Origin of the sequence: Komagataeibacter rhaeticus (assembly GCF_011611525.1) — a bacterium.
Classification (GTDB): Bacteria; Pseudomonadota; Alphaproteobacteria; order Acetobacterales; family Acetobacteraceae; genus Komagataeibacter; species Komagataeibacter rhaeticus.
This window is the reverse complement of record NZ_CP050139.1, coordinates 3,036,713-3,058,680: the sequence shown is the minus strand read 5'-3', so window position 1 is coordinate 3,058,680 and position 21,968 is coordinate 3,036,713. Positions and strand designations below refer to the sequence as shown.

The 21,968-nt window shown below is 62.7% G+C and carries 20 protein-coding genes; 4 read left to right on the top strand and 16 right to left on the bottom strand.

Annotated features, from left to right (window positions below; translation table 11 throughout):
* Positions 1-7: 7 nt before the first annotated feature.
* The 8 genes from GWK63_RS14015 to GWK63_RS13980 form a co-directional block, all read right to left on the bottom strand.
* Entirely contained in the window at positions 8-2,698 is a 2,691-nt protein-coding gene (locus tag GWK63_RS14015; RefSeq protein WP_039998571.1) for a hypothetical protein, read from the bottom strand.
* A 1-nt stretch (position 2,699) separates the two neighbouring features.
* Positions 2,700-4,919, bottom strand: a complete 2,220-nt coding sequence (locus GWK63_RS14010) for an MGH1-like glycoside hydrolase domain-containing protein (RefSeq protein WP_007397421.1) — start codon at positions 4,917-4,919, stop codon at positions 2,700-2,702.
* 21 nt (positions 4,920-4,940) lie between these two features.
* The gene (locus GWK63_RS14005) at positions 4,941-7,337 is read right to left on the bottom strand and encodes a beta-glucosidase (protein ID WP_007397422.1); all 2,397 of its coding nucleotides are present in this window, start codon (positions 7,335-7,337) and stop codon (positions 4,941-4,943) included.
* Positions 7,334-7,642: an MFS transporter gene (locus GWK63_RS14000; protein WP_007397423.1), complete on the bottom strand. Its 309-nt coding sequence runs from the start codon at positions 7,640-7,642 to the stop codon at positions 7,334-7,336. Before GWK63_RS14000 ends, GWK63_RS14005 begins: the two co-directional genes overlap by 4 nt.
* Before the next feature lie 334 nt (positions 7,643-7,976).
* Complete coding sequence (locus GWK63_RS13995; protein ID WP_050800526.1) at positions 7,977-9,143, bottom strand: IS110 family RNA-guided transposase; 1,167 nt, start codon at positions 9,141-9,143, stop codon at positions 7,977-7,979.
* Between the two features lie 21 nt (positions 9,144-9,164).
* The gene (locus GWK63_RS13990; protein WP_007397442.1) at positions 9,165-9,818 is read right to left on the bottom strand and encodes an LLM class flavin-dependent oxidoreductase; all 654 of its coding nucleotides are present in this window, start codon (positions 9,816-9,818) and stop codon (positions 9,165-9,167) included.
* 31 nt (positions 9,819-9,849) lie between these two features.
* Entirely contained in the window at positions 9,850-10,485 is a 636-nt protein-coding gene (locus GWK63_RS13985) for a flavin reductase family protein (protein ID WP_007397443.1), read from the bottom strand.
* Between the two features lie 340 nt (positions 10,486-10,825).
* Positions 10,826-11,275: a DUF2501 domain-containing protein gene (locus GWK63_RS13980; RefSeq protein ID WP_034931049.1), complete on the bottom strand. Its 450-nt coding sequence runs from the start codon at positions 11,273-11,275 to the stop codon at positions 10,826-10,828.
* A 382-nt stretch (positions 11,276-11,657) separates the two neighbouring features.
* Between GWK63_RS13980 and GWK63_RS13975 the strand changes: the two genes are divergently transcribed.
* A complete protein-coding gene (locus GWK63_RS13975) occupies positions 11,658-13,433 on the top strand; it encodes an ABC transporter ATP-binding protein/permease (protein WP_172459734.1) in 1,776 nt (591 codons plus the stop codon).
* Here the strand turns inward: GWK63_RS13975 and GWK63_RS13970 are convergent.
* From GWK63_RS13970 to GWK63_RS13955, 4 genes are read right to left on the bottom strand one after another with little or no spacing between them, the layout of a single operon-like run.
* Positions 13,405-14,301, bottom strand: coding sequence for a metal ABC transporter solute-binding protein, Zn/Mn family (locus GWK63_RS13970; RefSeq protein WP_034931081.1), 897 nt, complete (start codon positions 14,299-14,301; stop codon positions 13,405-13,407). The two genes, GWK63_RS13975 and GWK63_RS13970, sit on opposite strands and share 29 nt — an antisense overlap.
* A 16-nt stretch (positions 14,302-14,317) precedes the next feature.
* Positions 14,318-15,181 (bottom strand): metal ABC transporter permease, encoded by an 864-nt coding sequence (locus tag GWK63_RS13965; RefSeq protein ID WP_007397448.1) that lies wholly within the window; start codon positions 15,179-15,181, stop codon positions 14,318-14,320.
* Positions 15,178-15,906, bottom strand: a complete 729-nt coding sequence (locus tag GWK63_RS13960) for a metal ABC transporter ATP-binding protein (protein ID WP_007397449.1) — start codon at positions 15,904-15,906, stop codon at positions 15,178-15,180. Before GWK63_RS13960 ends, GWK63_RS13965 begins: the two co-directional genes overlap by 4 nt.
* A 10-nt stretch (positions 15,907-15,916) precedes the next feature.
* On the bottom strand, positions 15,917-16,057 hold the full coding sequence (locus GWK63_RS13955; protein WP_007397450.1) for a hypothetical protein: 141 nt from the start codon (positions 16,055-16,057) through the stop codon (positions 15,917-15,919).
* A gap of 177 nt (positions 16,058-16,234) precedes the next feature.
* Between GWK63_RS13955 and GWK63_RS13950 the strand changes: the two genes are divergently transcribed.
* Both GWK63_RS13950 and fumC read left to right on the top strand, forming a co-directional pair.
* On the top strand, positions 16,235-16,864 hold the full coding sequence (locus GWK63_RS13950) for a LysE family translocator (protein WP_034931043.1): 630 nt from the start codon (positions 16,235-16,237) through the stop codon (positions 16,862-16,864).
* A 119-nt stretch (positions 16,865-16,983) separates the two neighbouring features.
* Positions 16,984-18,438 carry a class II fumarate hydratase gene (gene fumC, locus GWK63_RS13945; RefSeq protein ID WP_034931041.1) on the top strand — a complete coding sequence of 485 codons (1,455 nt, stop codon included), beginning with the start codon at positions 16,984-16,986 and terminating at the stop codon, positions 18,436-18,438.
* Between the two features lie 101 nt (positions 18,439-18,539).
* Here the strand turns inward: fumC and GWK63_RS13940 are convergent, their stop codons facing one another.
* The 4 genes from GWK63_RS13940 to GWK63_RS13925 form a co-directional block, all read right to left on the bottom strand.
* Positions 18,540-19,745: an SMP-30/gluconolactonase/LRE family protein gene (locus GWK63_RS13940; protein WP_034931038.1), complete on the bottom strand. Its 1,206-nt coding sequence runs from the start codon at positions 19,743-19,745 to the stop codon at positions 18,540-18,542.
* A 68-nt stretch (positions 19,746-19,813) separates the two neighbouring features.
* The gene (locus tag GWK63_RS13935; protein ID WP_007397455.1) at positions 19,814-20,128 is read right to left on the bottom strand and encodes an antibiotic biosynthesis monooxygenase family protein; all 315 of its coding nucleotides are present in this window, start codon (positions 20,126-20,128) and stop codon (positions 19,814-19,816) included.
* A 31-nt stretch (positions 20,129-20,159) separates the two neighbouring features.
* The gene (locus GWK63_RS13930; protein ID WP_034931036.1) at positions 20,160-20,924 is read right to left on the bottom strand and encodes an SDR family NAD(P)-dependent oxidoreductase; all 765 of its coding nucleotides are present in this window, start codon (positions 20,922-20,924) and stop codon (positions 20,160-20,162) included.
* 102 nt (positions 20,925-21,026) lie between these two features.
* Positions 21,027-21,380, bottom strand: coding sequence for a YidB family protein (locus GWK63_RS13925; protein ID WP_007397458.1), 354 nt, complete (start codon positions 21,378-21,380; stop codon positions 21,027-21,029).
* A gap of 238 nt (positions 21,381-21,618) precedes the next feature.
* Between GWK63_RS13925 and GWK63_RS13920 the strand changes: the two genes are divergently transcribed.
* On the top strand, positions 21,619-21,942 hold the full coding sequence (locus tag GWK63_RS13920; protein WP_034931033.1) for a hypothetical protein: 324 nt from the start codon (positions 21,619-21,621) through the stop codon (positions 21,940-21,942).
* Positions 21,943-21,968 lie beyond the last annotated feature (26 nt).

Sequence of the window (21,968 nt, the reverse complement as noted above, 5' to 3'; positions counted from 1 at the left end):
CGGGACATTACAGGGCGGCAGGCGGTACGATCCGCAGGCAGGTGGTCTTTTCCCGCAGTTCAAGCCGGGGCGGTGCCAGTATCCCCGATCGGGTCGACCCGCGCGGGTCACGATCCGGCCGGTTGGCGTAGAGGCTGTTGAACAGGGTATTGTACAGGCTGAGATGGATGGATATTGCACCGGCATGGTCCGTCAGCGGGAATGCGGCTTCCTGTCCGATGCTTCCGCCGCAGGGCTGGCCATTCACAAAGCATTCCGCCGCGCCCCCCACTTCGGGAAGGACAAGGTACCATGTCTGGTCGTCCCTGTGTGCGGGCAGCGTGGTGCACAGGGTGTAAAGGCCTTCACCCGAGAACGCGGGGTAGCCCTGTGCCTCCCAGCCCCGGTCAACATGGATAGGGTGGGGTTGGGCCTTCTCACCAGCCTGGAAAGACCAGCCACTGCCAAGGATGACCGGGCGTGCGCCAGGCGCGGGGACAGGGTGGCTGTCTGGCGCCAGCCATGCCGCCGCGGGCGGCACACGGCGTGTTTCCAGGGTAATGAGTGCCAGAGGCCGCAATATCATGCGCAGTGCGCAGCCTGCGGGAAGATGGGCGAGTGTCCGGGTCTTTCCGCTTTCACAAAACCATTGCGTGATCTTCCGGTGGTAAGGGGCGGGGTGCAGGACCGCATGCTGCATCTGGCCTGAATCATTGAATGCGGCAATCCGGCGTGTTGCCTCATCCATTTCCTGCAATGCCAGACGTTGCGGCATGTTTTCGATATGGAAAATATCTTTCTGGAAATGTTTTTTGACATGATGGCCGATCTCGTCAATGCCCGATACATGGCCTGTGCCGCACAGGGTTTTTTCCATGCCGCCTGACGGAATGGCGTCGGGCTTCCTGTCATGTGAAAAGAACAGCCGGCCACCGGATCTGGCAAACACATCCAGTGCCCGCAGTGTTTCCGTATTGCGGAATGTGGTTATGGCCGGAATGATGATGCAGCTGAACGTTCCGGATCTTGCGTTAAGAAGGCCGTTTTCAATATTGTCCGTATGGATCTGGTTTTCATCAATAATGGTATAGCCTGTTCCGTTATCGAACAGTGCCTCGGCCCAGGCGCCAAAATGCAGCGCGCAGGCGGGTGTTGTCCCGTCCGTTCCTTCCAGAAGGGATTCCAGCGGATAGAGTAGCGCGACGGACCGGACGGGCGTCCCCTCTTCAAGGAAGGCGGAAAGCCGTGCCACTTCATCCATGACGCCCGGCGCCATGCGCCACCAGGGCTGCAGGTTGAAACCCGGCGGAAAATCAAAGCGGGGATCAGGGCAGGCGTCACTGGCCAAGGCAAGGATTTCGGGCTGGAACACGGCGTGCAGGAGTACGCGCCGTGCCCCCTGCAGCGTGTGGCGCAGCATCTGCGCGCGCAACCGGTCAAGGGTAAGGTCCCATTGCCCCTGCAGGGAGGGGCGGCCGACTTCCCTTCCTGTCGAATACTGTTCCACTGTACAGCGGCTGCGGCCATGGCTCCGGGCCACGGAATCACCCAGTATGGCGGAAAGCTGGGGCCTGTAATCGGCCGCATCCATGACGGTCCGGGTTTTGTAGGCATCAATCCCGAAGGGGTCATTACCGGGCATGACACGGGGGTCAAACCCGTTCAGGCCGCCACGCAGGGCCCAGCCCCCGACATGGGGCAGCAGTTCATGGCCGGTCAGGCCAATCGCGTGTGTGTCACACCATTTGCGCAGCACCCCGAAAAATGCCTCGTGCATTTTCCGGATGTACCGATTGAAGAAAGCGCCCCGCAGGCGCCCGGCTTCCGCGTCTTCTCCATAAAGGCAGGTCAGGAAACCGGTCAGCGTGAAATTGGCGTCCAGCAGGCTTTCATCCCACAGGATACTGTTGCCAATGGTGCCGGACTGTCCGTCCCATTGGTAAAAGCCGGCATAGGGATGGTCAAAGAAGAAGGCCTCTGCCGTGGGAAATGCGTCAAGAAGCGGTTCGTATGCCTGTTTTATGAAATGCTGGCCGGCCTGGGGCAGCAGGTAGTTGATCAGCCGTGACGTCTTGCAGCGGCCGGCGACCAGAATGGTAATGTCCGTTCCATCGGCAAGGGTGGGGGCATGGACATGTAGCACGCACCCATCGGGCCGGGTTTCGCCAATCGTGACCTGTGTGGCGGGCACGGTGCAGGCAGGCCGCCCTGCATGCCATGTTCCCCCGCCGATTACGGACCAGTCACCCCATAGGGGCTGCCCGCCTTCGTAGCACCAGTTCCTGCCCGCTGCCCCCAGGAAGGAAAGGAAGGTGGAATGGATGCCCGCCAGTTCCAGCGTTGCCTGCCCCTTGCGGATCGTACCAGACACCCAGAACAGATGCCGTTCGCGCAGGTGGTCGGCACCGGCAATGGTCCGGCCCCCGCCATGGCCCGACATCCAGCCATATTCATCATAGATTTCAAGCCGCATGCCTGCCTTGTGCACCTGCCGCGCAACAAACCGGCACCGGGCGAGATAGGCGTCCGAAAGATAGGTTTCAAGCGGAAGGGGAAGCCGGGCCTGTACCAGCACGCAGCCCAGTCCGGCCGCCTTCATGTCACGAATGGTCTGGAGGCACTGTTCTTCGGTCGGGAGAAAATGCCAGAACCAGAAGGCCGCTGTCCTGAACCGGCTGTCCGGGGCGGTGAACCAGGAAGGGGCGTGGGGATTGGTCATATCATGTCCCGGGTGCAAGGCGGATGTCCACACGCTGGCCATTTTCAACGCCTGACAGGTCAACGGTCGCGTCCTGCAGGGCGGGTCCGTCCATGCCGTTCAGGTACACCCCGCACACACGCGGCAGAAAATGCGCGCCGATATGCAGCCTGCCACGCTGTGCCGGATTGTCCGCATGCAGCCGGAAGCTGATCTGCCCATCTGTCAGTTCAAGGTCCGTCATCCGGCCCACACCATTCCATGACAGAAGGGGCATGTCCTGATGGCTGAGGGTGGCCATGCCATCTTCCACTGTCAGGCTGACCGGGCCGACAGGGGACTGGAGCGGCCCGATACTGACCGGTTTGCCCGTATTGTGGATTTCCCACCCGTCCCATGGGTTGATGTCCATGACATCCGCAACACCAAGCATGGGAAGCATCGCCCCCCATGAGAGGAACAGGTCCGTATCGGGCTGGTCATCGGCTTCCCCCGTTACTGCGGAATAGTTTTCTCCCGCAATACGGTGCCTGGTCCAGGACTGGTTGAACAGCAGCATGCTGGCCGTGGCCAGACGGGATGCTTCCCGTATGAAGCCATAGCGGCGCAGCCCGTGCCACAGGAAATAGTTCACGTTTGGCCAGATGCGCCCGCGCCAGTACACATTATCGGCGAATGCCGGGTCGTCACGGCTGACATTGGGCACCATGTATGTCCCGCCAAAGCGTTCGGGGTTGAAAAGCTCCCTGACCAGTGCCCCGGCCTGCTCCGGTGTGGCGGCCCCGCAGATCAGGGGATAGAAGCTGGTCGGGCCGACACTGCGGACAAAACCGCCCTGCCTGTGCCGGTTTGCATAGATGCTGCGTTCCGCATCCCACAGGTATGTACGGATTTTCTGTCGCGTATCCTCCGCCAGCGCGGCAAAGGACCGGCTTTCGGCAGTCCTGCCCAGGGCCTTGGCAATGCGGGAGAGCATTTCCGCATCCAGGGCCAGACAGCAGTTCAGTCCGACATCCAGTGTGGAAAGCGTGCGTGTCAGCGGGTCATATATGGCTTCGTCATGGGTGGGGGAGTTATCCATTCCGGTTTCGTTGCGTGCGCCGAAATGCGTGCCCTTGTACAGCGCCTCCCCCACATCCGAGGTGCCACATGAAACAAGGCCCATGCCATCCGGATCGCGCTCGCGGCGCCACCACATGTGGTTGCGCGCCAGGGTCTCGTAATGTTCGTGCAGGAAAGACAGTTCCCGGTGGCGCAGATAGATCATCCACACCATGAAAGAGCCGTTCGGAGCCTGCGTCCGGTCCACCCAGGCATCATTGGATGTGACAATACAGGCAAAATTGCCCTGTGGCGTGGCGCTGGCCTGTGCCACGGCCATGTTCTCGCGCGCGATCTGTGCGTCAAACAGGCCGGTCATCATGGCGGCATATGTCTGGTCATTGTACCATACGGCAAACTTTCCCAGATTCCAGATCCGGCTGACCGATGTATAGGGGCGATGGTTGATGCCATCATACATCGTGTTCCACGCCATGATGTCCCTGACGGCATCCAGTGCGCCGGCATGGCGGCCGGTCTGGGCGGGCAGCGTGATGGCGGCGGGGGGCGGCGCAAGCGCGGCCCGCGCCTTCCTGATGGCAAGGTCCCGGCTGTCGGCCACCGCCGCGGCAAAGCGGCCGGAGCGCATCATTTCCAGATTGAAGCGCAGTGCGATGACGGGGGCATTGTCGCCCCGGCTTGCGGTATGGAAATAGCCGTTGGCATTGAAGTCATCCAGCACGGCTTCCAGGCTGTCATGCGCGGTGACCTGTACCGCCGCCATCTGGGAGACAAGCGCTACGTAACGGTAGCCGATACGGACAATACAGGCGCCATCATGATGGGACACCGTTACACCAGTCTCAGCGGACAGGCAGAGGGTCAGCCAGTAGCGCAGCCCCCATTCGGCCAGGGAGGTGGCGCGCCATTCTCCCTGCAGGATAAAGGGATCATGCTTTTCATAGCGAAAGGCAATATGCGTCCCGCCGTGGCGGGTTTCGAATTCCACAAGCCGCCCGTCCATGCCATGGTGCCCGAAGCGCATGCCTTCACCCGGCGGCAGCAGGGTCGCCTCCTTGTGGCGTGTGGAATAGAGCAGCGGCGTGACATGAACGCCCAGGGGCAGGAATGTCATGGCCGCCGGCCGGTCGGACCAGGTGTTCCAGGCGCGCGCTGGCGGAAGGGTGTTGGCGATGATCATGAAAATCTGGTTCCGTAGCGGTTAGGCGGGCTTTCTGGCGCCAGTGCGGTGATTGATGGCCTGCAGGATGTTCATCAGGGTATTTTCATCCAGTTCCCGCTCAAACACCCAGCACAGCGTATCGTAAATGCCCAGAAAGGACTGCCTGCTGTTTTCAAGCCGGGTCATCACTTCCGGGCGGGGCAGGTGCACGGTTTCGACAAGCCACGAGGCCAGGGTATCAGCCAGCCCTGCCGCCTCCAGTGCCTGACCGGGGGGCGTATACAGGTCCAGGTAACGCGGCTGCGGCGCATCACCTGAAACCTCCATGGTCAAGGAAAGCCTGATATCACGCGATGATGCCCCGATTTCCACGGTAACCGGCCCGCCGGGCAGGGTCCAGATCCCGTGCGTCGGGTCAAAACAGGACAGGTCACGCCGGGTGAAGGACAGTGTTACGGCTTTGCTTTCCCCGGACCGGAGGAAGATGGATCTGAAACCACGCAGCATGCGCACCGGGTGGTGCAGCCCCGTCCGGTTAAGGGGTGGGGAAGGGCGGCCTATGTACAGCTGGCAGGTTTCGTAAGCATCCCGCGTCCCTGTATTGGCCAGGGTGAAAGAGGCGGTGAAACGGCTGTCCGTTTCCTGCATGGACAGGTCCGCATAGGCAAAGGTCGTGTAGGACAGCCCGTGCCCGAACGGGAAGAGTGGCGTAATCCCGCGGATGTCAAAATAACGGTAACCGGCAAATATGCCTTCACGGTAGATATGTCTGCTCTGCTCACCCGGATAGCCCAGAAAGGCCGGGCAGTCTTCCAGCCGTTCGGGCCAGGTAACGGATGTCTTGCCTGAAGGAACGGCCTTACCGGACAGAAGGTTGGCTGCTGCCTGCCCGAATCCCTCGCCGGCATAGCCCGCGGAAAGGATGGCCGATACCCTGTCCACCCATGGCAGCAGCACCGCGTCGGGATGGGTCAGGACCACGACAATACGCTTATGGAACGTGGACAGGGCGGTAATGAACGCATCATGGGCGGGGCAGAGGCCCAGGTCGGGCCTGTCCGCGTTTTCACCACTGATGGCCGGGGGCGTGCCGGCAAAAACCACAACCGTATCGGCATGACGTGCCGCCTCCAGTGCGGCTGCATGTCGTGTGGCGCAATGGCTGCCATCATCAGCCCAGCCCGGCTGCCATTCCAGCAGGGTATTCCTGCCCATGGCCTGTGTCAGGGCCTCAAGCGGAATGTCGCAGCAGCGCGGCCTTACGGCGGCACTGCCCGCGCCCTGGATTTCAGGCGTTCGGGCACCCGTGCCAACCACCAGCAGGCTGTCGCCCTGTCGGGGCCGCAGTGGCAGGATGGCGTCCTTATTGAGCAGCAGCACGCATGAGCGCTCGGCCGCCTGCCGCGCCAGCGCATGATGGGCGGTAAAATCAGGCGCGGATGTCCTGATGGTCTGCTGCGCCGTGGTGACCTGTAATGTCAGTGCCGCGATCCGCACGCATGATTCATCAAGGACATCGGTGGATACCGCCCCGGTTTTTATGGCCTGTGACAGTCTGCGGTGGCGCAGGCTGTTGAAGGGCATGTCCAGATCGGTGCCCGCGTTCAGGGCGGCGGGACGGTCCTGTATGCCGTGCCAGTCCGACATCACCGCCCCTTCATAGGACCACTGGCCACGCAGCACGGTCTGGAGAAGCCAGGGATCCTGGTCGGGATGAACACCATTGAGCAGGTTGTAGGAAGTCATGACCGTCCATGGATTGGCCTGCGCGATGGCACGCTCGAAACCCAGCAGGTACAGTTCATGCAGGGCGCGTGGTTCCACGATGGAGTCCATGCTGATCCGTTCGACTTCCGAATTGTTGCATGCCAGATGCTTGAGCGAGGCGGCAACGCCATGGTCCTGCAGCCCCTGTATGAAGCCTGCCGCCATGTCACCCGTCAGAACGGGGTCTTCGCTGAAATACTCGAAACTCCTGCCCGCAAGCGGGCAGCGCCGGAGGTTGATGCCCGGCCCCAGAAGAATCTGCGCGCCCACGCCCCGGCACTCGATGGCCAGGGCCTTGCCTATGGTACGGGCCAGTGTGACGTCCCAACTGTTTGCCAGCACGGAAAGTGCCGGAAAGCATGTACTGGGCACGCTTTTGCCCAGCAGGGCGTTCGGTTCAGCCCGCTCGCCTTCATCCGTTGCGGCAACCACGTTCAGGAAGGCACCCAGATCCCCGTCCTGTCCGTTGTCCGGCACCTGGTCGGGTACGAAGCGGATGCCATTCGAACCGTCGACCATAAGCAGGCATGGCAGGCCGAGGCGGGGGACACCGGCGGTGCGCCACAGTCCCTGCCCGCAGACGAGGCTGATTTTTTCCTCGATGGTCATCTGCCGTACAAGGGCGCGTGCCCTGGCGGTATGGGACGTGACCGTATTGGGGAAGGTCAAGCCGGTTCTCCTGGCTGCAGGACGGAATGGATCTGCTCATCAGAAGGGTAGAGGAGGATGCACAGCGACGAGACGATGGCGATGATGGCGGGCAGTCCGACAAAGCCAAAGGTGATGAATGCCCGGGCCCGTTCCGTCTGGGCCAGGGCATGGGGAATGTAGCCCCCCCACTCCAGCATGGCAGCCGAGAGGGAACCCCCGACCGCCCAGGCCACCTTTCCCGCAAAGCTGTTGACTGAATAGGCAATCCCCGCGGCGCGGATGCCGGTGGTGGCCGCACCGAAATCAATGGATTCCGCCAGCATCGTATAGAAGACCGGCAGCGTCAGCCCCTCACATGAGGAGTTTCACGTCAATGGCCACTTTCACTGCGAGATCATTTTTTCTTCTCCGTGTTTTGGATCCATGGTCTGAGCCTGTTTAACGACTACCGGCGCGATGCCGCACCTGTAGAACCTCACATCCGGTCGCCGCTCGCGCGCGGCAGCACCACTATCCCGCATTCGGGGCAAAGGCTCAGGAGAACGGGACCATTCTGAAAGGTCGGCATTGCAAGCCATGGGGCCGATCGGTCCGTTCACCTGGATCCACAGGACTGATCAGGTCCTGGGGATGGGGTTTATGTCTGTGGTGTTTCCATCAGCGGGACGCCGGATGCGCGCCATCGATAACGACACCACTCGTGACATATTTCCAGAGCGCAACAAGAAGCTTGCGGGCCAGGGCAACGATCGCCGTTTTGCGGCTCCGGTTACTTCTTGCGCCCACGTGTTCATGGAACCACTGCGCCAGCGCGGTGTCAGGCTGGTAGCGGAGCCACAGCCAGGCAAGCTGGATCATGGCCGTGCGCAGGCGCGGATTACCGGATTTCGAGACGCCTTGTTCACGGTCGATCGATCCGCTTTTCCACGGCGAAGGCGCCAGACCGGCATAAGCCGCGACCTGCCGCCTGTTGTCGAAATGCCGGAACAGTCCTTCCTGCGTCAGAACGGTGGCAAACTCGGCGCCAATCCCTCTGAGACCCTGCAACAGGACAACTGGCGAACATTGATTGTTGTCATTCACTTTTGCCAATTCGTCCCGTTCGCTCTCAACCATTTTAATCTGTTCCATGAGAAGTTCGATGCGGTCCAGTTCTCGTCCGATCTGCGCCTTGAGATGCTTCGGCAAGGGATGACCATCGCCCGTTCGCAACTCGTCGAGACAGGCACGCCGATCCCGTCGCAGCGGCCGGTAACCTCGAATGCCCTGGCTCAGCAGCAGGCCCTGGACGCGGTTGATATGCCGCGTGCGCTCGCCCACCAGAACCTTACGCTCCCGACTGAGACGTCGGCGGTCTTCCTCTTCCCGTGATGGAGGGCGGACCATTGAGCAGACCCGTGCCTCTCCGCGTTTGAACGCCAGCAGCGTACGGACCAGCATCTCCCCGTCGATACGATCCGTCTTTGCACGCCGGTGCTTGCGGGGAACTGCGATCGACGCCGCATCGACGACATGGCTCTCGATCCAGTCCTCCTGCTTCAAGGCTCTATCGATCCAGAATCCATCCAATCCGGCTTCCTGAATCACCACAAGCGGAAAAAGTCTTCCTTCCCGAGCGCGGGCCTTGTCACGAAGACTAGTGAAACAGCCGAACAGGCCCGCAATATCGCCACCTTGAACCGAGTGGCGCGACATCTTCTCGCTTCCGGGTGAGAGCGATGTGACCAGCCAACTCGATTTTCCAAGTTCCAGTGAAACGAAGATCGCGCCAAGATCAACGCGGATAGCGAACGGGGTCGTGGGATGATCAGATGCCTCGAGCATGGTTCTGCCCTCCAGAGAGTTTCAGCAAGCACACTCTGACACGGCGCGGCTCGCTATCCACTCCTCATGGAATCTGTAGTTTGCGTAATGCACCTTGTCAGGGTCGGCAAAGATGCCGTTTTCCTTGTCCATCTCGAACGGGTCGCGGTCCCAGCTGTTCCACAGCGCCATGCAGGCCTCCACGACCTCATCAGCCATGTCGTAGCGCTGGTTCTTGTCGGGGAGGACATCAATCCCGAAATTCTGGGCCTCGAGTGTCGTGGCCGATGTTACGATGTTCCATGCCACGCGCCCGCCGCTCAGCAGGTCAAGGGAGAGCAGGCTACGGGCAATCTGGTAGGCGGGAAGGAGTGTGGTGGACAGCGTGGCGCCCAGCCCGAGATGGCGCGTCGTGGCCGCCATGATCGGCAGTACGGTCATCGGGTCGAGATAGCTGATCTGACCGCCATATTTGATATATGATTCGAAACTTCCGCCATGAACGTCATAAAGACCCTGAAGGTCGGCAAAGAAGCAGCCGTCAAAGCAGGCATCTTCCAGGGTCTGGGCAATGGACTGGTAGCGTGATGGCGAGAAGATATCCTGTACCGTTGCTTCTGGATGCCGCCATCCGCCCGGATGCAGGGATGTCGGGCCTGTTTTGAGATAGGCAAACAGGTGCATCTTCTTTTTCATGTCGATGTATCCTTGCGGTGCGGTATATATTTCATGTCTGTGGCTGATTATTTACATAACCCCGTGAGAAATATATCAGGGGCTGTGTGGGGGCATCATGCAGGTCAATTTCATTGACGGTGCAGAACATGACCGTATGGCTGCCGGATTCAACGGATGAGGCAATGGAACACTGAAGGGTCGCAAGGCTCCCTTCCAGTGCGGGGCAGCGCCCTGTACTGAACGTCCATATGCCGTTGCGGAATTTTTCTTCATGCCTGATGGGGCTTGCAAAGCAGTCCGAAATGGGCCTGTGCGTCTGTGCCAGTATGTTTATGGACAGGACCCCGTTGCCGAGGATGGCAGGCAGCGACATGCTGTTCCTGTTCAGGCAGAGGAGTACCGTCCCAGGTGAATCCGTGACTGACGTAACGGATGTAAGGGTGGCGCCTGCGCGGCCTGCCACGCCATCTGTCGCGACAATGCACACGCCGGAGGCCAGCCGTGACATTGCTTCCCTGAATGATTTGTCCATTATGGACAGTTCCCTGTCATTTATAATGTATGCACTATTTCTGGTTGCTGTTTCACGCGTATTCCAGCCTTGTTTCATAGCTGAATTATGTTTCTTGTCCGGAATCGATTTAAGATTCAGGGGTTGATGATCCGGTTTTTCCTGAATATCCACATCAGATGTAGCGTATGCACTGAATTACGAAATCGCAACAAAAATAATCATCCGGTGCCGGCTTACAGTATCGTGTGGCGCGCAGACCACGGGCAGGCATGCCGCCATGCAGCCGGAAGGGACGATGCACGGGGCGGGTCTGGCACCCGGCAGGGCGCGGTTCGGCACATGAATTTGCGGACCACGCGCCCATGGCCATGATGGGTACCATGCGGCGTACGACGTGACGAACGGGTCGGGATGCCTATGGCGCGGCCCGCGTGGGGCAGGGACCGGACATGAAAAAACCCCGCCAGCAGTACTGGCGGGGCGTTTTCAGGCCGATGGGATGGCAGGCCGGTCAGAGCATGGACTTGGCCCGTGCCTCGACCTTCGCACAGGCCTGCCTGCGGATGTCGGTCGATGCATCTTCCAGCGAGATGGGCTGCTTGCCGCCCACCTTTAGCAGGCCGGTGGAGCCATCGGCATAGGACATGTTGCCCTTCTGGTTGGAGGGCACGTCATTCGTCTTCTTGTTGAATGCCGCGAGTATCGGCCATGCCTCGGATGCGGTCAGGTAGTTGGACTGGATGCAGTAGTTCATGATCCCGCCCAGATCGGCCGGCTTGGCGGAGGCCACGGCGGAATAGACCGTCTCGGCCGAAAGGGAGCCGGGGGCGATCTGCTCGACCTGATTGGCAACGCCGGCACCCGTGGGCGGCGAAATCTCGGCGGCATGGGCCGCAAGCGGTGCTGTTGCCAGCAGGGTTGCAACGGCACCGGCGGACAGGACGCGACTGAACGACACCATATTCATTCTTCCTTGCATTGTTCATCCAGGGGCGGGCCGTACCCACCCCTTTTGTGAATCTATGTGTCAAACATAGCCACGATGCCCCGGCTCTGTACCCCTGTGTCTGATATGACAGGCATTCGGCTTTTCGATATATCCCGTCGGCTTTCGTCGGGTGCGGATGGTCATGAGGCCCTGTTATCAGCGGGTAGCGCCGGTTTCGGGCCAGCCGGCCCGGCACGGCGGGCAGGGCGTTCCGGTACGTCAAGAAGTCGTGAGATGCACCGGGCACCCCGCTGCGGGCCGCCTGTGTGGCGATGGTGCGCAATGGTGATTGAGTCCGGCCCCACTTCGTGGGAATGCTGGGGACTTCACCCCCAACCCACTGCACGGGATTGACATGCAGCATCTGCGCCTTCTTCTGAAAGACGTCTGGTACCTTACCCGCCCCTATTTCGTGTCCGAGGACAGGAAATGGGCCTGGGGGCTGCTGGCCGCCGTACTGGTCCTGACCTTTTCCATGGTGGGGCTGGACCTGCTCCAGTCCTTTTCGCGCAATGTATATTATACCGCCCTGCAGCAGCATGACGCGACCACCTTCCTGCGCGGGCTGTTCTGGTATGTACATAATGACGAAGGGTTCGTGCTGGGCTTCTTTGTCATTACCATTCCGGCCGTCATGTGCTCCATCTACGCAACCTATCTGCAGCAGCTGCTGGGACTGCGCTGGCGGCGGTGGCTGACCGCGCGCATGACCCGGCAGTGGATGGAAAACCAGACCTTCTTCCGCATCGCCATCACCACGTCGGGCATGGAAGCCGGGACCGACAACCCCGACCAGCGCATACAGGAGGACCTGAACAGTTTCGTAACCGATACGCTGACGCAGTTCATCAACCTCATTACCAACATCGTGACCCTGTTCAGCTATATCGGGCTGCTGTGGGCGCTGTCCGGCCCGCTGGAGGTGATGGGCATTTCGATACCGGGCTATTTCTTCTGGGCGGCGCTGATCTATTCCGTCGTGGCGACGTGGGTCACGCACCTTGCGGGGCGCAGGCTGGCGGGGCTGCAGTTCTTCCAGCAGCGCGCCGAGGCCGATTTCCGCTACAGCCTTGTTCATGTCCGCAACAATGCCGAAGGCATCGCGCTGTACCGTGGCGAGGGTGAGGAGCAGGCCGGACTGGACCGTTCTTTTTCGGTTGTCTACCACAATTTTCTCTCCATCATGCGGCGGACCAAGTGGCTGGGGCTGCTGACCACGGGGCTGGAGGTGGTTTCGGGCAACTTTGCCCTGCTGATCGGCTCCATCCGCTATTTTGCGGGCAAGATGAGCTTCGGCACCCTCATGCAGCTGGTCATGGCGTTCTCGCGCGTGCAGGGGGCGCTGAGCTGGCTGTCCACTTCCTATGCGTCGCTGACCACATGGCATGCGGAGGTGGCGCGTCTGGCCACCTTCCAGCGTGTGATGGACCGTGCGCGCGCCATGCGTGATGAAGTGAAGGTACTGCCTGCCCCCGCCGGGGCCGACATGGTGGCAGACGGGCTGGATGTGTTCCGTCCCGATGGCACGCCGTTGCTGCGCGGTGTGAACCTGACCCTGCCGCATGGGCAGATGACGGTGGTGACCGGGCCTTCGGGCACCGGCAAGTCCACCCTGTTCCGCGTGCTGGCGGGAATCTGGCCCTTTGCCACGGGCAGCATCACCATGCCCGACGCGCCGATGATGTTTATCCCCCAGCGCCCCTACGTGCCCACCGGTACGCTGCATCGCGCCGTAACCTACCCGGAGGGCGTGGACGCCTACCCGGCGGCAGATGTGGCCCGGGCGCTGCGGCAGGTCGGGCTGGAGGCGCTGGTGCCGCGCATGGAGAACGAGGAACCATGGGGGCAGATCCTCTCGCCGGGTGAACTCCAGCGCCTGGCCTTTGCACGCATCCTGCTGGCGCGACCGGGCTGGGTCTTTCTGGACGAATCCACATCCAGTCTCGATGCGGCGTCGGAGTCGGCCCTTTACACCCTGCTGCGGCAGGACTGCCCGGGCATGACGGTGGTCTCGATCACGCACCGGCAGTCGGTGGTGGACATGCATGCCGGGCGCATTGACCTGACCCCCTTTGCCGTGGCCGCCCCGGACGGGGCGGCGGTCAGTGCGGACGCATTGCCGCAAGCATGAGATCGGTGTTGTGGCGCATCATCGTGATGTAGTCCGGTGCGGGGCCGGTGGGGGGGGACAGCGCTTCGGCATACAGTTCGCCTCCCGGTGCCGCCCCGGTCGCATGCGCCACCTGCCGGACCATGCGGGGATCGGTCGCGTTTTCCATGAAATAGGTGGTGACACCATTGGCACGGATCTGTGTGATCAGGCTGGCCATGTCGCCGGCCGAGGCTTCCGTCTCGGTTGAAAGCCCCTGCGGGGCCAGGAACGTGACCCCGTAGGCGCGGCCAAAATAACCAAAGGCGTCATGGCTGGTCAGGATGCGCCGCCGGCTGGCGGGGATGGCGCTGATGCGCGCGCGGATATCGCGGTCAAGTGCCTCAAGCTGGCTGACATAGGCCGCAGCCGACGTGCGGAAGCTGTCCGCGTCCGCCGGGTCGATGGCGATCAGGGCGTCACGGATGTTGTCGGCCCATACGATCACGTTGGTCACGTTGTTCCATACATGCGGGTCCGCTTCTTCCTGCCGGTTGCCCGGCGGGGTATAGAGGCTGATCCCGTCTGATACGATGACAGGCGTGCCCCGGTAGCCTGCCGCATGCGCCAGGCGGCCAAACCAGCTTTCCAGCCCCTCGCCACTCATGAACACGATATCCGCCTGCCGCAGCACGCGCGCGTCATTGGGGGCGGGTTCGAATTCATGCGGGTCGCCATCGGGTGGCACCAGCGAGGTCACGCTTACATGCGTCCCCCCCACATGCGCCACGACATCGGCCAGGACGGTAAAGCTGGCCACCGCGCGCACCACATGCGGCGGGGGGGCGGCGTGCGCGGGCAGGATGGACAGGACACCCCAAACACCCAGCAGACAGGACAGGTGGCGCAGCATGGTCGGATTTTCCTTAAAGGGACAGGCTGTTCCCGGCCCGGATACCGGCGGGAGAGGCAAGCAGGGAGAGGATATACAGCACACTGCATGTCAGGATGATCGACGGCCCCGCCGCCAGATGGCAATGGTAGGAAACCAGCAGCCCCACCAGTCCCGCCCCCATGCCCACAAGCGCGGACAGTGCCATCATGGGCAGCAGGCGGCGTGTCCACAGCCGCGCGGTGGCGGCGGGCACCATCATCATGCCAACCGACATGAGCGTGCCCAGCGCCTCGAATCCCGCCACCAGATTGATGACCACCAGAAACAGGAACACCATGTGGTACAGCCCGCCGCGTGCGCCACTCATGCGCATGAAGCCGGGATCGACGCATTCCATCACCAGTGGCCGCCAGATCACGGCCAGCAGGCCCAGGCTGAGCGTGGTGATGCCTCCCATCAGGTACAGTGCCGGGCCATCAATGGCCAGGATGGTGCCGAACAGCACATGCAAAAGGTCGATGTTCGACCCCCGTGCCGAGACGATCAGTACCCCCAGCGCCAGTGAGGTCAGGTAGAAGCTGGCAAAGCTGGCGTCCTCCGCCAGATGGGTGCGCCTGCTGACCAGTCCCGCCAGCAGCGCCACCCCCAGCCCCGCCCCGATGCCACCCAGCCCCATGGCGGTCAGCGACAGGCCACCGGCCAGCAGGAAGCCGATCGCGGCGCCGGGCAGGATGGCATGGCTCATCGCATCGCCGATCAGGCTCATGCGGCGCAGCTGCAGCATCACGCCAACCGGCCCCGCCCCCATGCCCAGGGTCACGCAGGCCACAAGGGCCCGGCGCATGAAGCCGAAATCGGCGAACGGGCCCCACAGGACTGAAAACAGGCCGCTCATGCATCCGTATCCGGCCAGCGGGGCTGCATGCCGTCATAGGCCTGCCGCAGGGTGGCGGGGGTCAGGATGCGGGCGGTCTCGCCCCAGACCGCCCGCCCGCCGGAGAGCAGGACGACATGGGGGAAGCAGCGGCGGATCTGGTGCATGTCATGCAGTACGGCAATGATGGTGCGCCCCTGTTCATGCCATTCGCATACCAGCCCCAGCAGGTCCTGGGTGGTGGGGGCATCAAGGGCGGTAAACGGTTCATCCAGCATCATGACGCGGGCATCGGTCATGAGCAGGCGGGCGAAGAGCAGGCGCTGGAACTGCCCCGCCGAAAGGGCATCGATCATGCGGCCGGCCTGCTGGCCCAGCTTGACACGGTCCAGCGCGTCGGCCGCGCGCTGGCGCAGCGCGCGCGTCGCCCCGCCAAAGGCGCCCATGCGGTGCCATGCGCCCCCCAGCACCATGTCCGCCACGCTGATGGGGAAGGCGCGGTCGATCTTGCGTGCCTGTGGCAGGTAGCCAAAATCCCGCGGGTGCAGGCCATCAAGCGTGATCGTGCCCGCGGCCAGTGGCACTTCACCCAGTATGGCGCGCAGCAGCGTGGACTTGCCCGCCCCGTTGGCGCCCGCTATGGCTGTCATGCTGCCTGCGGCAAAATGCCCCGTTACATGCTGCCAGACGGGTGCGCCATTCAGCACCACGCCGGCATTGTCCAGCCCGATCGTGCCCTGTATCACGAACGGATGGTCATGGCAGTGCCACCGCCCAGCCCACCAGCCCCCACATCAGGGCACAGGGCAGGGCGATGCACGCCAGCCGCTGCCACCACGCGCGCGCCATCCATGTCAGTGGCAGGGGCGCGGTGGCATGGGATGTCGGCGCGTGCATGTCTGTCCGTGGGCCATGGGCCGGGGCGTGGGCGGGCGGGGGCATGGGTTGCTCAAAATGTTATAATATAACACTCGTGTATACCAACGGCCTGCCTACCGTCAAGTGAGGACGGCATGGCCAGCCACGCATGGCGGTGACGGCAGGCATTACGGAAAACAGGGGCACGGCAGGCCAGTGGCGTTTCATACATGGTTTTTGTTCGCGGCAACCGCGTTCGTGCTCTCGGCCATGCCGGGGCCGAACATGATGCATGTCATGTCGGTCAGCGTGCGCCATGGGGTGACATGCAGCGTGGCGGTTATGGCCGGGTGCATGCTGGCCATCGTGTTGGTGGTTGCCGCGTCGCTGGGGGGCATGGCGGGGGTGCTGGCTGCGTCGCCCGGGCTGTTTGCCATGCTGCGCGTGGTCGGGGCGGCCTATCTGGTGTTTCTGGGGGTACGGGTCTGGATGGCGCGCAATGCCGGGCATGCGGGCACGGACAATACGCCCGGACTGCCGGGTGCCAGCACGCGCGATCTGTTCCGTGACGGATTCCTGACCGGGATCAGCAATCCCAAGCTGCTGCTGTTCGCGGCGGCCTTCATCCCGCAGTTCGTCAACCCCATGGCGGCGCGCATGCCGCAATACGGGCTGCTGATCGGTACCTTTGCGGGGGTGGAGGCGTTCTGGTACGCGCTTTACGCCACCGGGGGCCGGGTCCTGTCCACCTGGCTGCGCACCCCGCGCGTCCAGAAGATATTCGCACTGGTGAGCGGCGCCGTGTTCATGGGATTTGGCGGCATGCTGCTGATGGCGCGTGTATAGCGGCTGCCGCTGGTCCCCGCTTCACGCGCCCCGCGCACCCGCTTGTGATGGCGGCCGGGGGCGCGAAAGCCCGGTGGTGTTCCCATATTCCCCTTGATACAAAAGGAAGGAACGCCACCATGACCGAACCGGCCACCCCCACCCTGAAGGACTGCCCCATCGGCCTTGATGCCACGGGTACGCGGCGCGAGAAGGATTCGATGGGGGAGATCGATGTCCCCGCCAGTCATTACTGGGGGGCCCAGACGCAGCGCAGCCTTGTGCATTTTTCCATTGGCCGCGACCATATGCCCATCGAGGTCTGCCATGCCTACGGTATCGTGAAAAAGGCGGCGGCCCAGGTCAACGCGGCCGATGGCCGCCTGCCGCAATGGAAGGCCGACGCGATAAGCCGCGTGGCGGACGAGGTGATTGCGGGCAGGCTGGATTCCGAATTCCCGCTTTTTGTCTGGCAGACCGGATCAGGCACCCAGACGAACATGAACGTGAACGAGGTGATCGCCAACCGTGCCATCCAGCTTCTGGGTGGCGTGATCGGGTCCAAAAGCCCGGTCCATCCCAATGATGACGTGAACATGGGCCAGTCCAGCAATGACTCGTTCCCTACTGCCATGCATGTCGCAACATTACTGGAAATTGATGGTCGCCTGCTGCCGCGCGTGCGCGAACTGATCGAAAGCCTGCGCAGCAAGGCGGAGGAATGGATGCAGGTGGTCAAGATCGGCCGTACCCACCTGCAGGATGCGGTGCCGCTGACCGTGGGGCAGGAATGGTCAGGCTGGGCGCAGCAGCTTGAAGATGCGCTGGAAGCGGTGGAGGCCGCGCGCCCCGGCCTGTTGCAACTGGCCGCCGGTGGCACGGCGGTGGGCACCGGGCTGAACGCGCCGCCGGGTTTCAGCCGTGCCATTGCAAGGCGTATTGCCGAACTGACCGACAGGCCATTCGTGACGGCACCCAACAAATTCGCGGCCCTTGGCGGGCTGGATGCCATGGTCCGCGCTTCTGCCGGGCTGCGCGGGGTGGCGGTCAGCCTGCTCAAGATCGCCAATGACATGCGCCTGCTTGGCTGTGGTCCCCGCTGCGGGCTGGGCGAGTTGCACCTGCCTGAAAACGAACCCGGTTCCTCCATCATGCCCGGCAAGGTCAACCCGACCCAGTGCGAGGCCATGGTGATGATCTGCACGCAGGTACTGGGCAATGATACGACGGTGGCGTTTGCGGGCAGCCAGGGGCAGCTTGACCTGAACGTGATGCGCCCGGTCATTGTGGCCAACGTGCTGCATGCCATCCGTATCCTGGCCGATGGCTGCCATAACTTCCGTGTATTTTCGGTGGAAGGCACCACACTCAACCGCAAGCGCATTGATGCTTACGTGGCGGGGTCGGTCATGCTGGTCACCGCGCTCAGCCCCGAAATCGGCTATGACCGTGCCTCCGCCATTGCCCACCAGGCCATGGAGCATGATATCAGCCTGCGCGAAGCGGCCCTTGCCTCGGGCTTTGTGGATGGTGCCACCTTCGACCGTCTTGTCCGCCCGCTGGACATGGTGGGCAAGGGCGTAGGCGGCGCATGAATTAGCAAAACAGCTAAAAATTTCTGGTGAAGCTTTTTTTCAAAAAGCTTTGAAGAATGCCGCCTTTTTGAGAAAAGGCGGCACCCTGAAACGTTTATCTTTCAAGAAGGCGCAGCGCCCTGCGTGTTCACCTGCAGGGTAAACAGCGCATCGCCCGCGCACATGAACAGCATGTCACGCTTGGGGCCGCCGAATGTCAGGTTCGACACCCCGCGTGGCAGGCGGATGCGCCCGATCATGCGGCCCTGCGGGTTATAGACCACAACCCCGCACAGCCCCAGCGGGCCACCCGCCCCGCACCACAGGTTGCCAAACACGTCCACGCGCATGCCATCGGCAATCAACTGGTGGCCATTCAGCATCATGTCGGCAAAGGGGCGCAGGTTGCGCAGTTCACTGCCCACCACGTCGCCTGCGTGGATGTGCAGGTCGCCGCCATGGCCGTCCTGCCCCGGTCCCGGCCCTGCGGAAATGACGTAAACGATCTTTCCATCCGGTGAGAACGCAATCCCGTTTGGGTCCGCCAACTGCTTCTGGGTCAGGATGGCGCGCACCTCACCCGTGGCGGGATCAACGCGAAATACATGGTCCTCCTGCCGCCTGTGGCCGCCGAACTGGGTCACCACCTCGCCATCCAGTGCCCAGCGTTCCACGCCGTTGCGGTTGGCGGGGCCGCCGGGGGCATCGGGGTGGCCTTCGACAATCGTGTCGCCATAACCGGGATCGGTGAACCAGATGCTGCCATCGGGGTGGACCGCCAGGTCGTTGGGGGAGTTCAGGGGCGCGCCGCCATAGCTGTCGGCCAGCACGCGGCATGAGCCGTCATGTTCCCGGCGCACCACGCGGCGTAGCCCGTGCTCGCAACTGACCAGTCGGCCTTCATTGTCGAATATGTTGCCGTTGCTGTTGTAGGAATAGGGCTGGAAGATCGAGATCGCGCCATTTTCCCACAGATAGCGGTACTGGACGGCGCGGATCGTGTCACTCAGCAGCAGGAAACGGCCCTCGCTGTTCCACGCAGGCCCTTCCAGCCAGCCACCACCGCGCCATGCCAGTCTGATATTGGCATTGGCGTATGCCAGGTTGCCGAAGCCGGGGTCAAGCACCAGGATGTCCGGGTCCGGTAGCGGGCTGATCGGGGCATCCGGCCCCCATTGCCGGGGCGGGCTGGAAATGACGGTTGCGGGCTGGGCCAGACCATCGACCGCCGCCGCGCGGGTTGTCGTGGCCCACAACCCGCCTGCCGCCAGTCCCCCCGCAAGCAGGCTGCGGCGGGAAACGGCGGGCGGGCGGGTGGCTGGCGGCATGGGGTATTTTCTCCGGTCCGGGCTGGGGATGCATGACAGGCCCCGGATGGTGCCGGGGCCGCATGGACTCAGTTCTCGATGTTCTGCAGCACTTCGAATCCCTCGAATACCGGCGGCCCGGCCATCAGCGGCTTGCGGTTGCCCGCATGGGCGTGGGCGGCGCGGAACTGTTCGGACTGGGTCCAGCCCAGGAAGGCTTCATAGGATTCCCATACGGTATGGGACGCATACAGGATATACTCCTCATGCTGCGGCCCCTTGAGGAACTGGAAGCTGACAAAACCGGGCACGGTGCGCAGGTGCACCTCGCGTCCCAGCCAGCGTTCACGGAATTCCTGCTCGTTTTCAGGCGGGATACGGAAACGGTTCATGGCGATGTACATGGGATCGATTCTCCTGTTGGGGTGCATGCGGCTAGCGGCCGCCGGACACCGTCATCACGCTTCCCGTCATATAGGATGAGGCGGGCGAAAGGAGAAACGCCACCGCCTGCGCAATTTCGTCCACATGGCCCACGCGGCCCATGGGTACCACGGTTTCGGCCAGTTTCGCGGTTTCTGGCGGGACCATGTCGGTCGCGGTCAGGCCGGGGGCGACGGCGTTGACGCGTATGCCTTCACGCGCGACCTCATTGGCAAGGCCGCGGGTAAAGGTTTCGATCGCCGCCTTGGTCGCGGCATAGGGCACAAGCCCCGGCAGGCCGCCCAGACGGGCCGCGACGGAGGACAGGTTCACGATCGCGCCGCCGCTGCCGCCATGGCGGGTGGACATGCGGCGCACCGCCTCGCCCGCCGCCAGCATGGGGGCGCGGATGTTGATGTTGAACAGGGTATCGAGGGTCTGGGCCGTCTGTTCGTCAATCCGCACCCTGGTGCCGGTAATGCCGGCATTGTTGACCAGACCCGTCAGCGTGCCCAGTTCGGCCGCGCGGTCGAACAGGGTGCGGATTTCATCGGGTTGCGCCATGTCGGCCCGGATGGCCAGCGCCCGGCCGCCCGCCTGCGTAATGGCATGGGCCAGTTCCTCGGCCGGGGCGGCGGTGCTGGCGTAATTGATGGCAACGCCATGGCCGCGCCGCGCAAGCAGGGTGCTTATGGCGTGGCCAATGCCCCGGCTGCCTCCCGTCACGATCACGACGCCGGGCGCCTGCGTCGGGGGGGTGGGGGGATTGCTGTTCATGGGCCTGTCCTGCCTGCTGTGTCGTACCGGATGAACTGATCATAGACCCCCCCGTCCGCCTGCAAACAGGAAACAGTCCTGCCCGCAGGCACGGGGCGTATATCAGCCATCCAGTCGCGACAGGTGGGGCAGCAGGTCCGCCAGTGCCTTGATCGTCGCGTTGTGGGACTGACCCGTTTCATCAGCGAAGCGGGTGATGACGGGTGCGGGGAACAGTTTGCGCACCGTCTCCTCATCGGCCGGTTCGCTGCCGGTGTGGTTTTCCCATGCGTTCAGGCGGGCTTCCAGCCCGGCATGGCGGGCGCGTTCATGCACCTCGCGCCGGCCCGGGCTGCCGGCATCGCCCATATAGGCAATGACGGCACTCATCAGGCCGGAGGTATCGTTGCGCGCGCCTGTCAGCGTATCGGCAACCTTGTTCGCGGCATTCCCGATCCTGTCCGTGATGGTGGTCATTATGCGTGCTCCTTCGGTTCCGTGTTCAGGTATGCGGGGGCAACGTGACGGGAACGGGGTTCGTGGCATCACGGATTTATGAAGGATGCGGCGCATTTCCGGCGGAACCCCTGCCGTGGTGGCGCGTGCCCCGCGCGGGATGGCTGCGCTGCGGGGATGTGACTTGACTCGGCAGGCAAACTGCAATGCGCTGGGATGATATAACAAAACCCTCCCTAACCTTACCAAGGAGAGCAGGATGCACCGCATGCCCGCCGTCCGGCGTTATGGAGCGCATGGCCTGACCTGGACCGCCCCTTTTGTCATTCTCCTGCTGCTGGGCCTGCCCGCGCATGCCGGCGAGCGGGAAGACCAGACCAGGGCATGCAAGGAGGATGTCTTCCGGCTGTGCTTTCTCGATATTCCCAATGAACGGCTGATGTCGGCCTGTCTGGAAAGCAAGCGGGACCGGCTTTCCCCCCGATGCCGCGCGATGTTCGAGGATGACGCACCGCCCCCCGCCACGCCCCCCGCGCGGGTTGGGGAGCAGCCTGCGCCTTCACCCCCCGCCACCATGCATTGAGGGCCGGTTGCGGACGCCACCTTTTT

Coding starts and splice junctions, on each gene's coding strand:
- GWK63_RS14015 (WP_039998571.1), bottom strand. CDS start 2,698: ATGACCAATCCCCACGCCCCTTCCTGGTTCACCGCCCCGGACAGCCGG.
- GWK63_RS14010 (WP_007397421.1), bottom strand. CDS start 4,919: ATGATCATCGCCAACACCCTTCCGCCAGCGCGCGCCTGGAACACCTGG.
- GWK63_RS14000 (WP_007397423.1), bottom strand. CDS start 7,642: ATGCTGGCGGAATCCATTGATTTCGGTGCGGCCACCACCGGCATCCGC.
- GWK63_RS13995 (WP_050800526.1), bottom strand. CDS start 9,143: ATGCTCGAGGCATCTGATCATCCCACGACCCCGTTCGCTATCCGCGTT.
- GWK63_RS13990 (WP_007397442.1), bottom strand. CDS start 9,818: ATGAAAAAGAAGATGCACCTGTTTGCCTATCTCAAAACAGGCCCGACA.
- GWK63_RS13980 (WP_034931049.1), bottom strand. CDS start 11,275: ATGGTGTCGTTCAGTCGCGTCCTGTCCGCCGGTGCCGTTGCAACCCTG.
- GWK63_RS13975 (WP_172459734.1), top strand. CDS start 11,658: ATGCAGCATCTGCGCCTTCTTCTGAAAGACGTCTGGTACCTTACCCGC.
- GWK63_RS13965 (WP_007397448.1), bottom strand. CDS start 15,181: ATGAGCGGCCTGTTTTCAGTCCTGTGGGGCCCGTTCGCCGATTTCGGC.
- GWK63_RS13955 (WP_007397450.1), bottom strand. CDS start 16,057: ATGCACGCGCCGACATCCCATGCCACCGCGCCCCTGCCACTGACATGG.
- fumC (WP_034931041.1), top strand. CDS start 16,984: ATGACCGAACCGGCCACCCCCACCCTGAAGGACTGCCCCATCGGCCTT.
- GWK63_RS13940 (WP_034931038.1), bottom strand. CDS start 19,745: ATGCCGCCAGCCACCCGCCCGCCCGCCGTTTCCCGCCGCAGCCTGCTT.
- GWK63_RS13935 (WP_007397455.1), bottom strand. CDS start 20,128: ATGTACATCGCCATGAACCGTTTCCGTATCCCGCCTGAAAACGAGCAG.
- GWK63_RS13930 (WP_034931036.1), bottom strand. CDS start 20,924: ATGAACAGCAATCCCCCCACCCCCCCGACGCAGGCGCCCGGCGTCGTG.
- GWK63_RS13925 (WP_007397458.1), bottom strand. CDS start 21,380: ATGACCACCATCACGGACAGGATCGGGAATGCCGCGAACAAGGTTGCC.
- GWK63_RS13920 (WP_034931033.1), top strand. CDS start 21,619: ATGCACCGCATGCCCGCCGTCCGGCGTTATGGAGCGCATGGCCTGACC.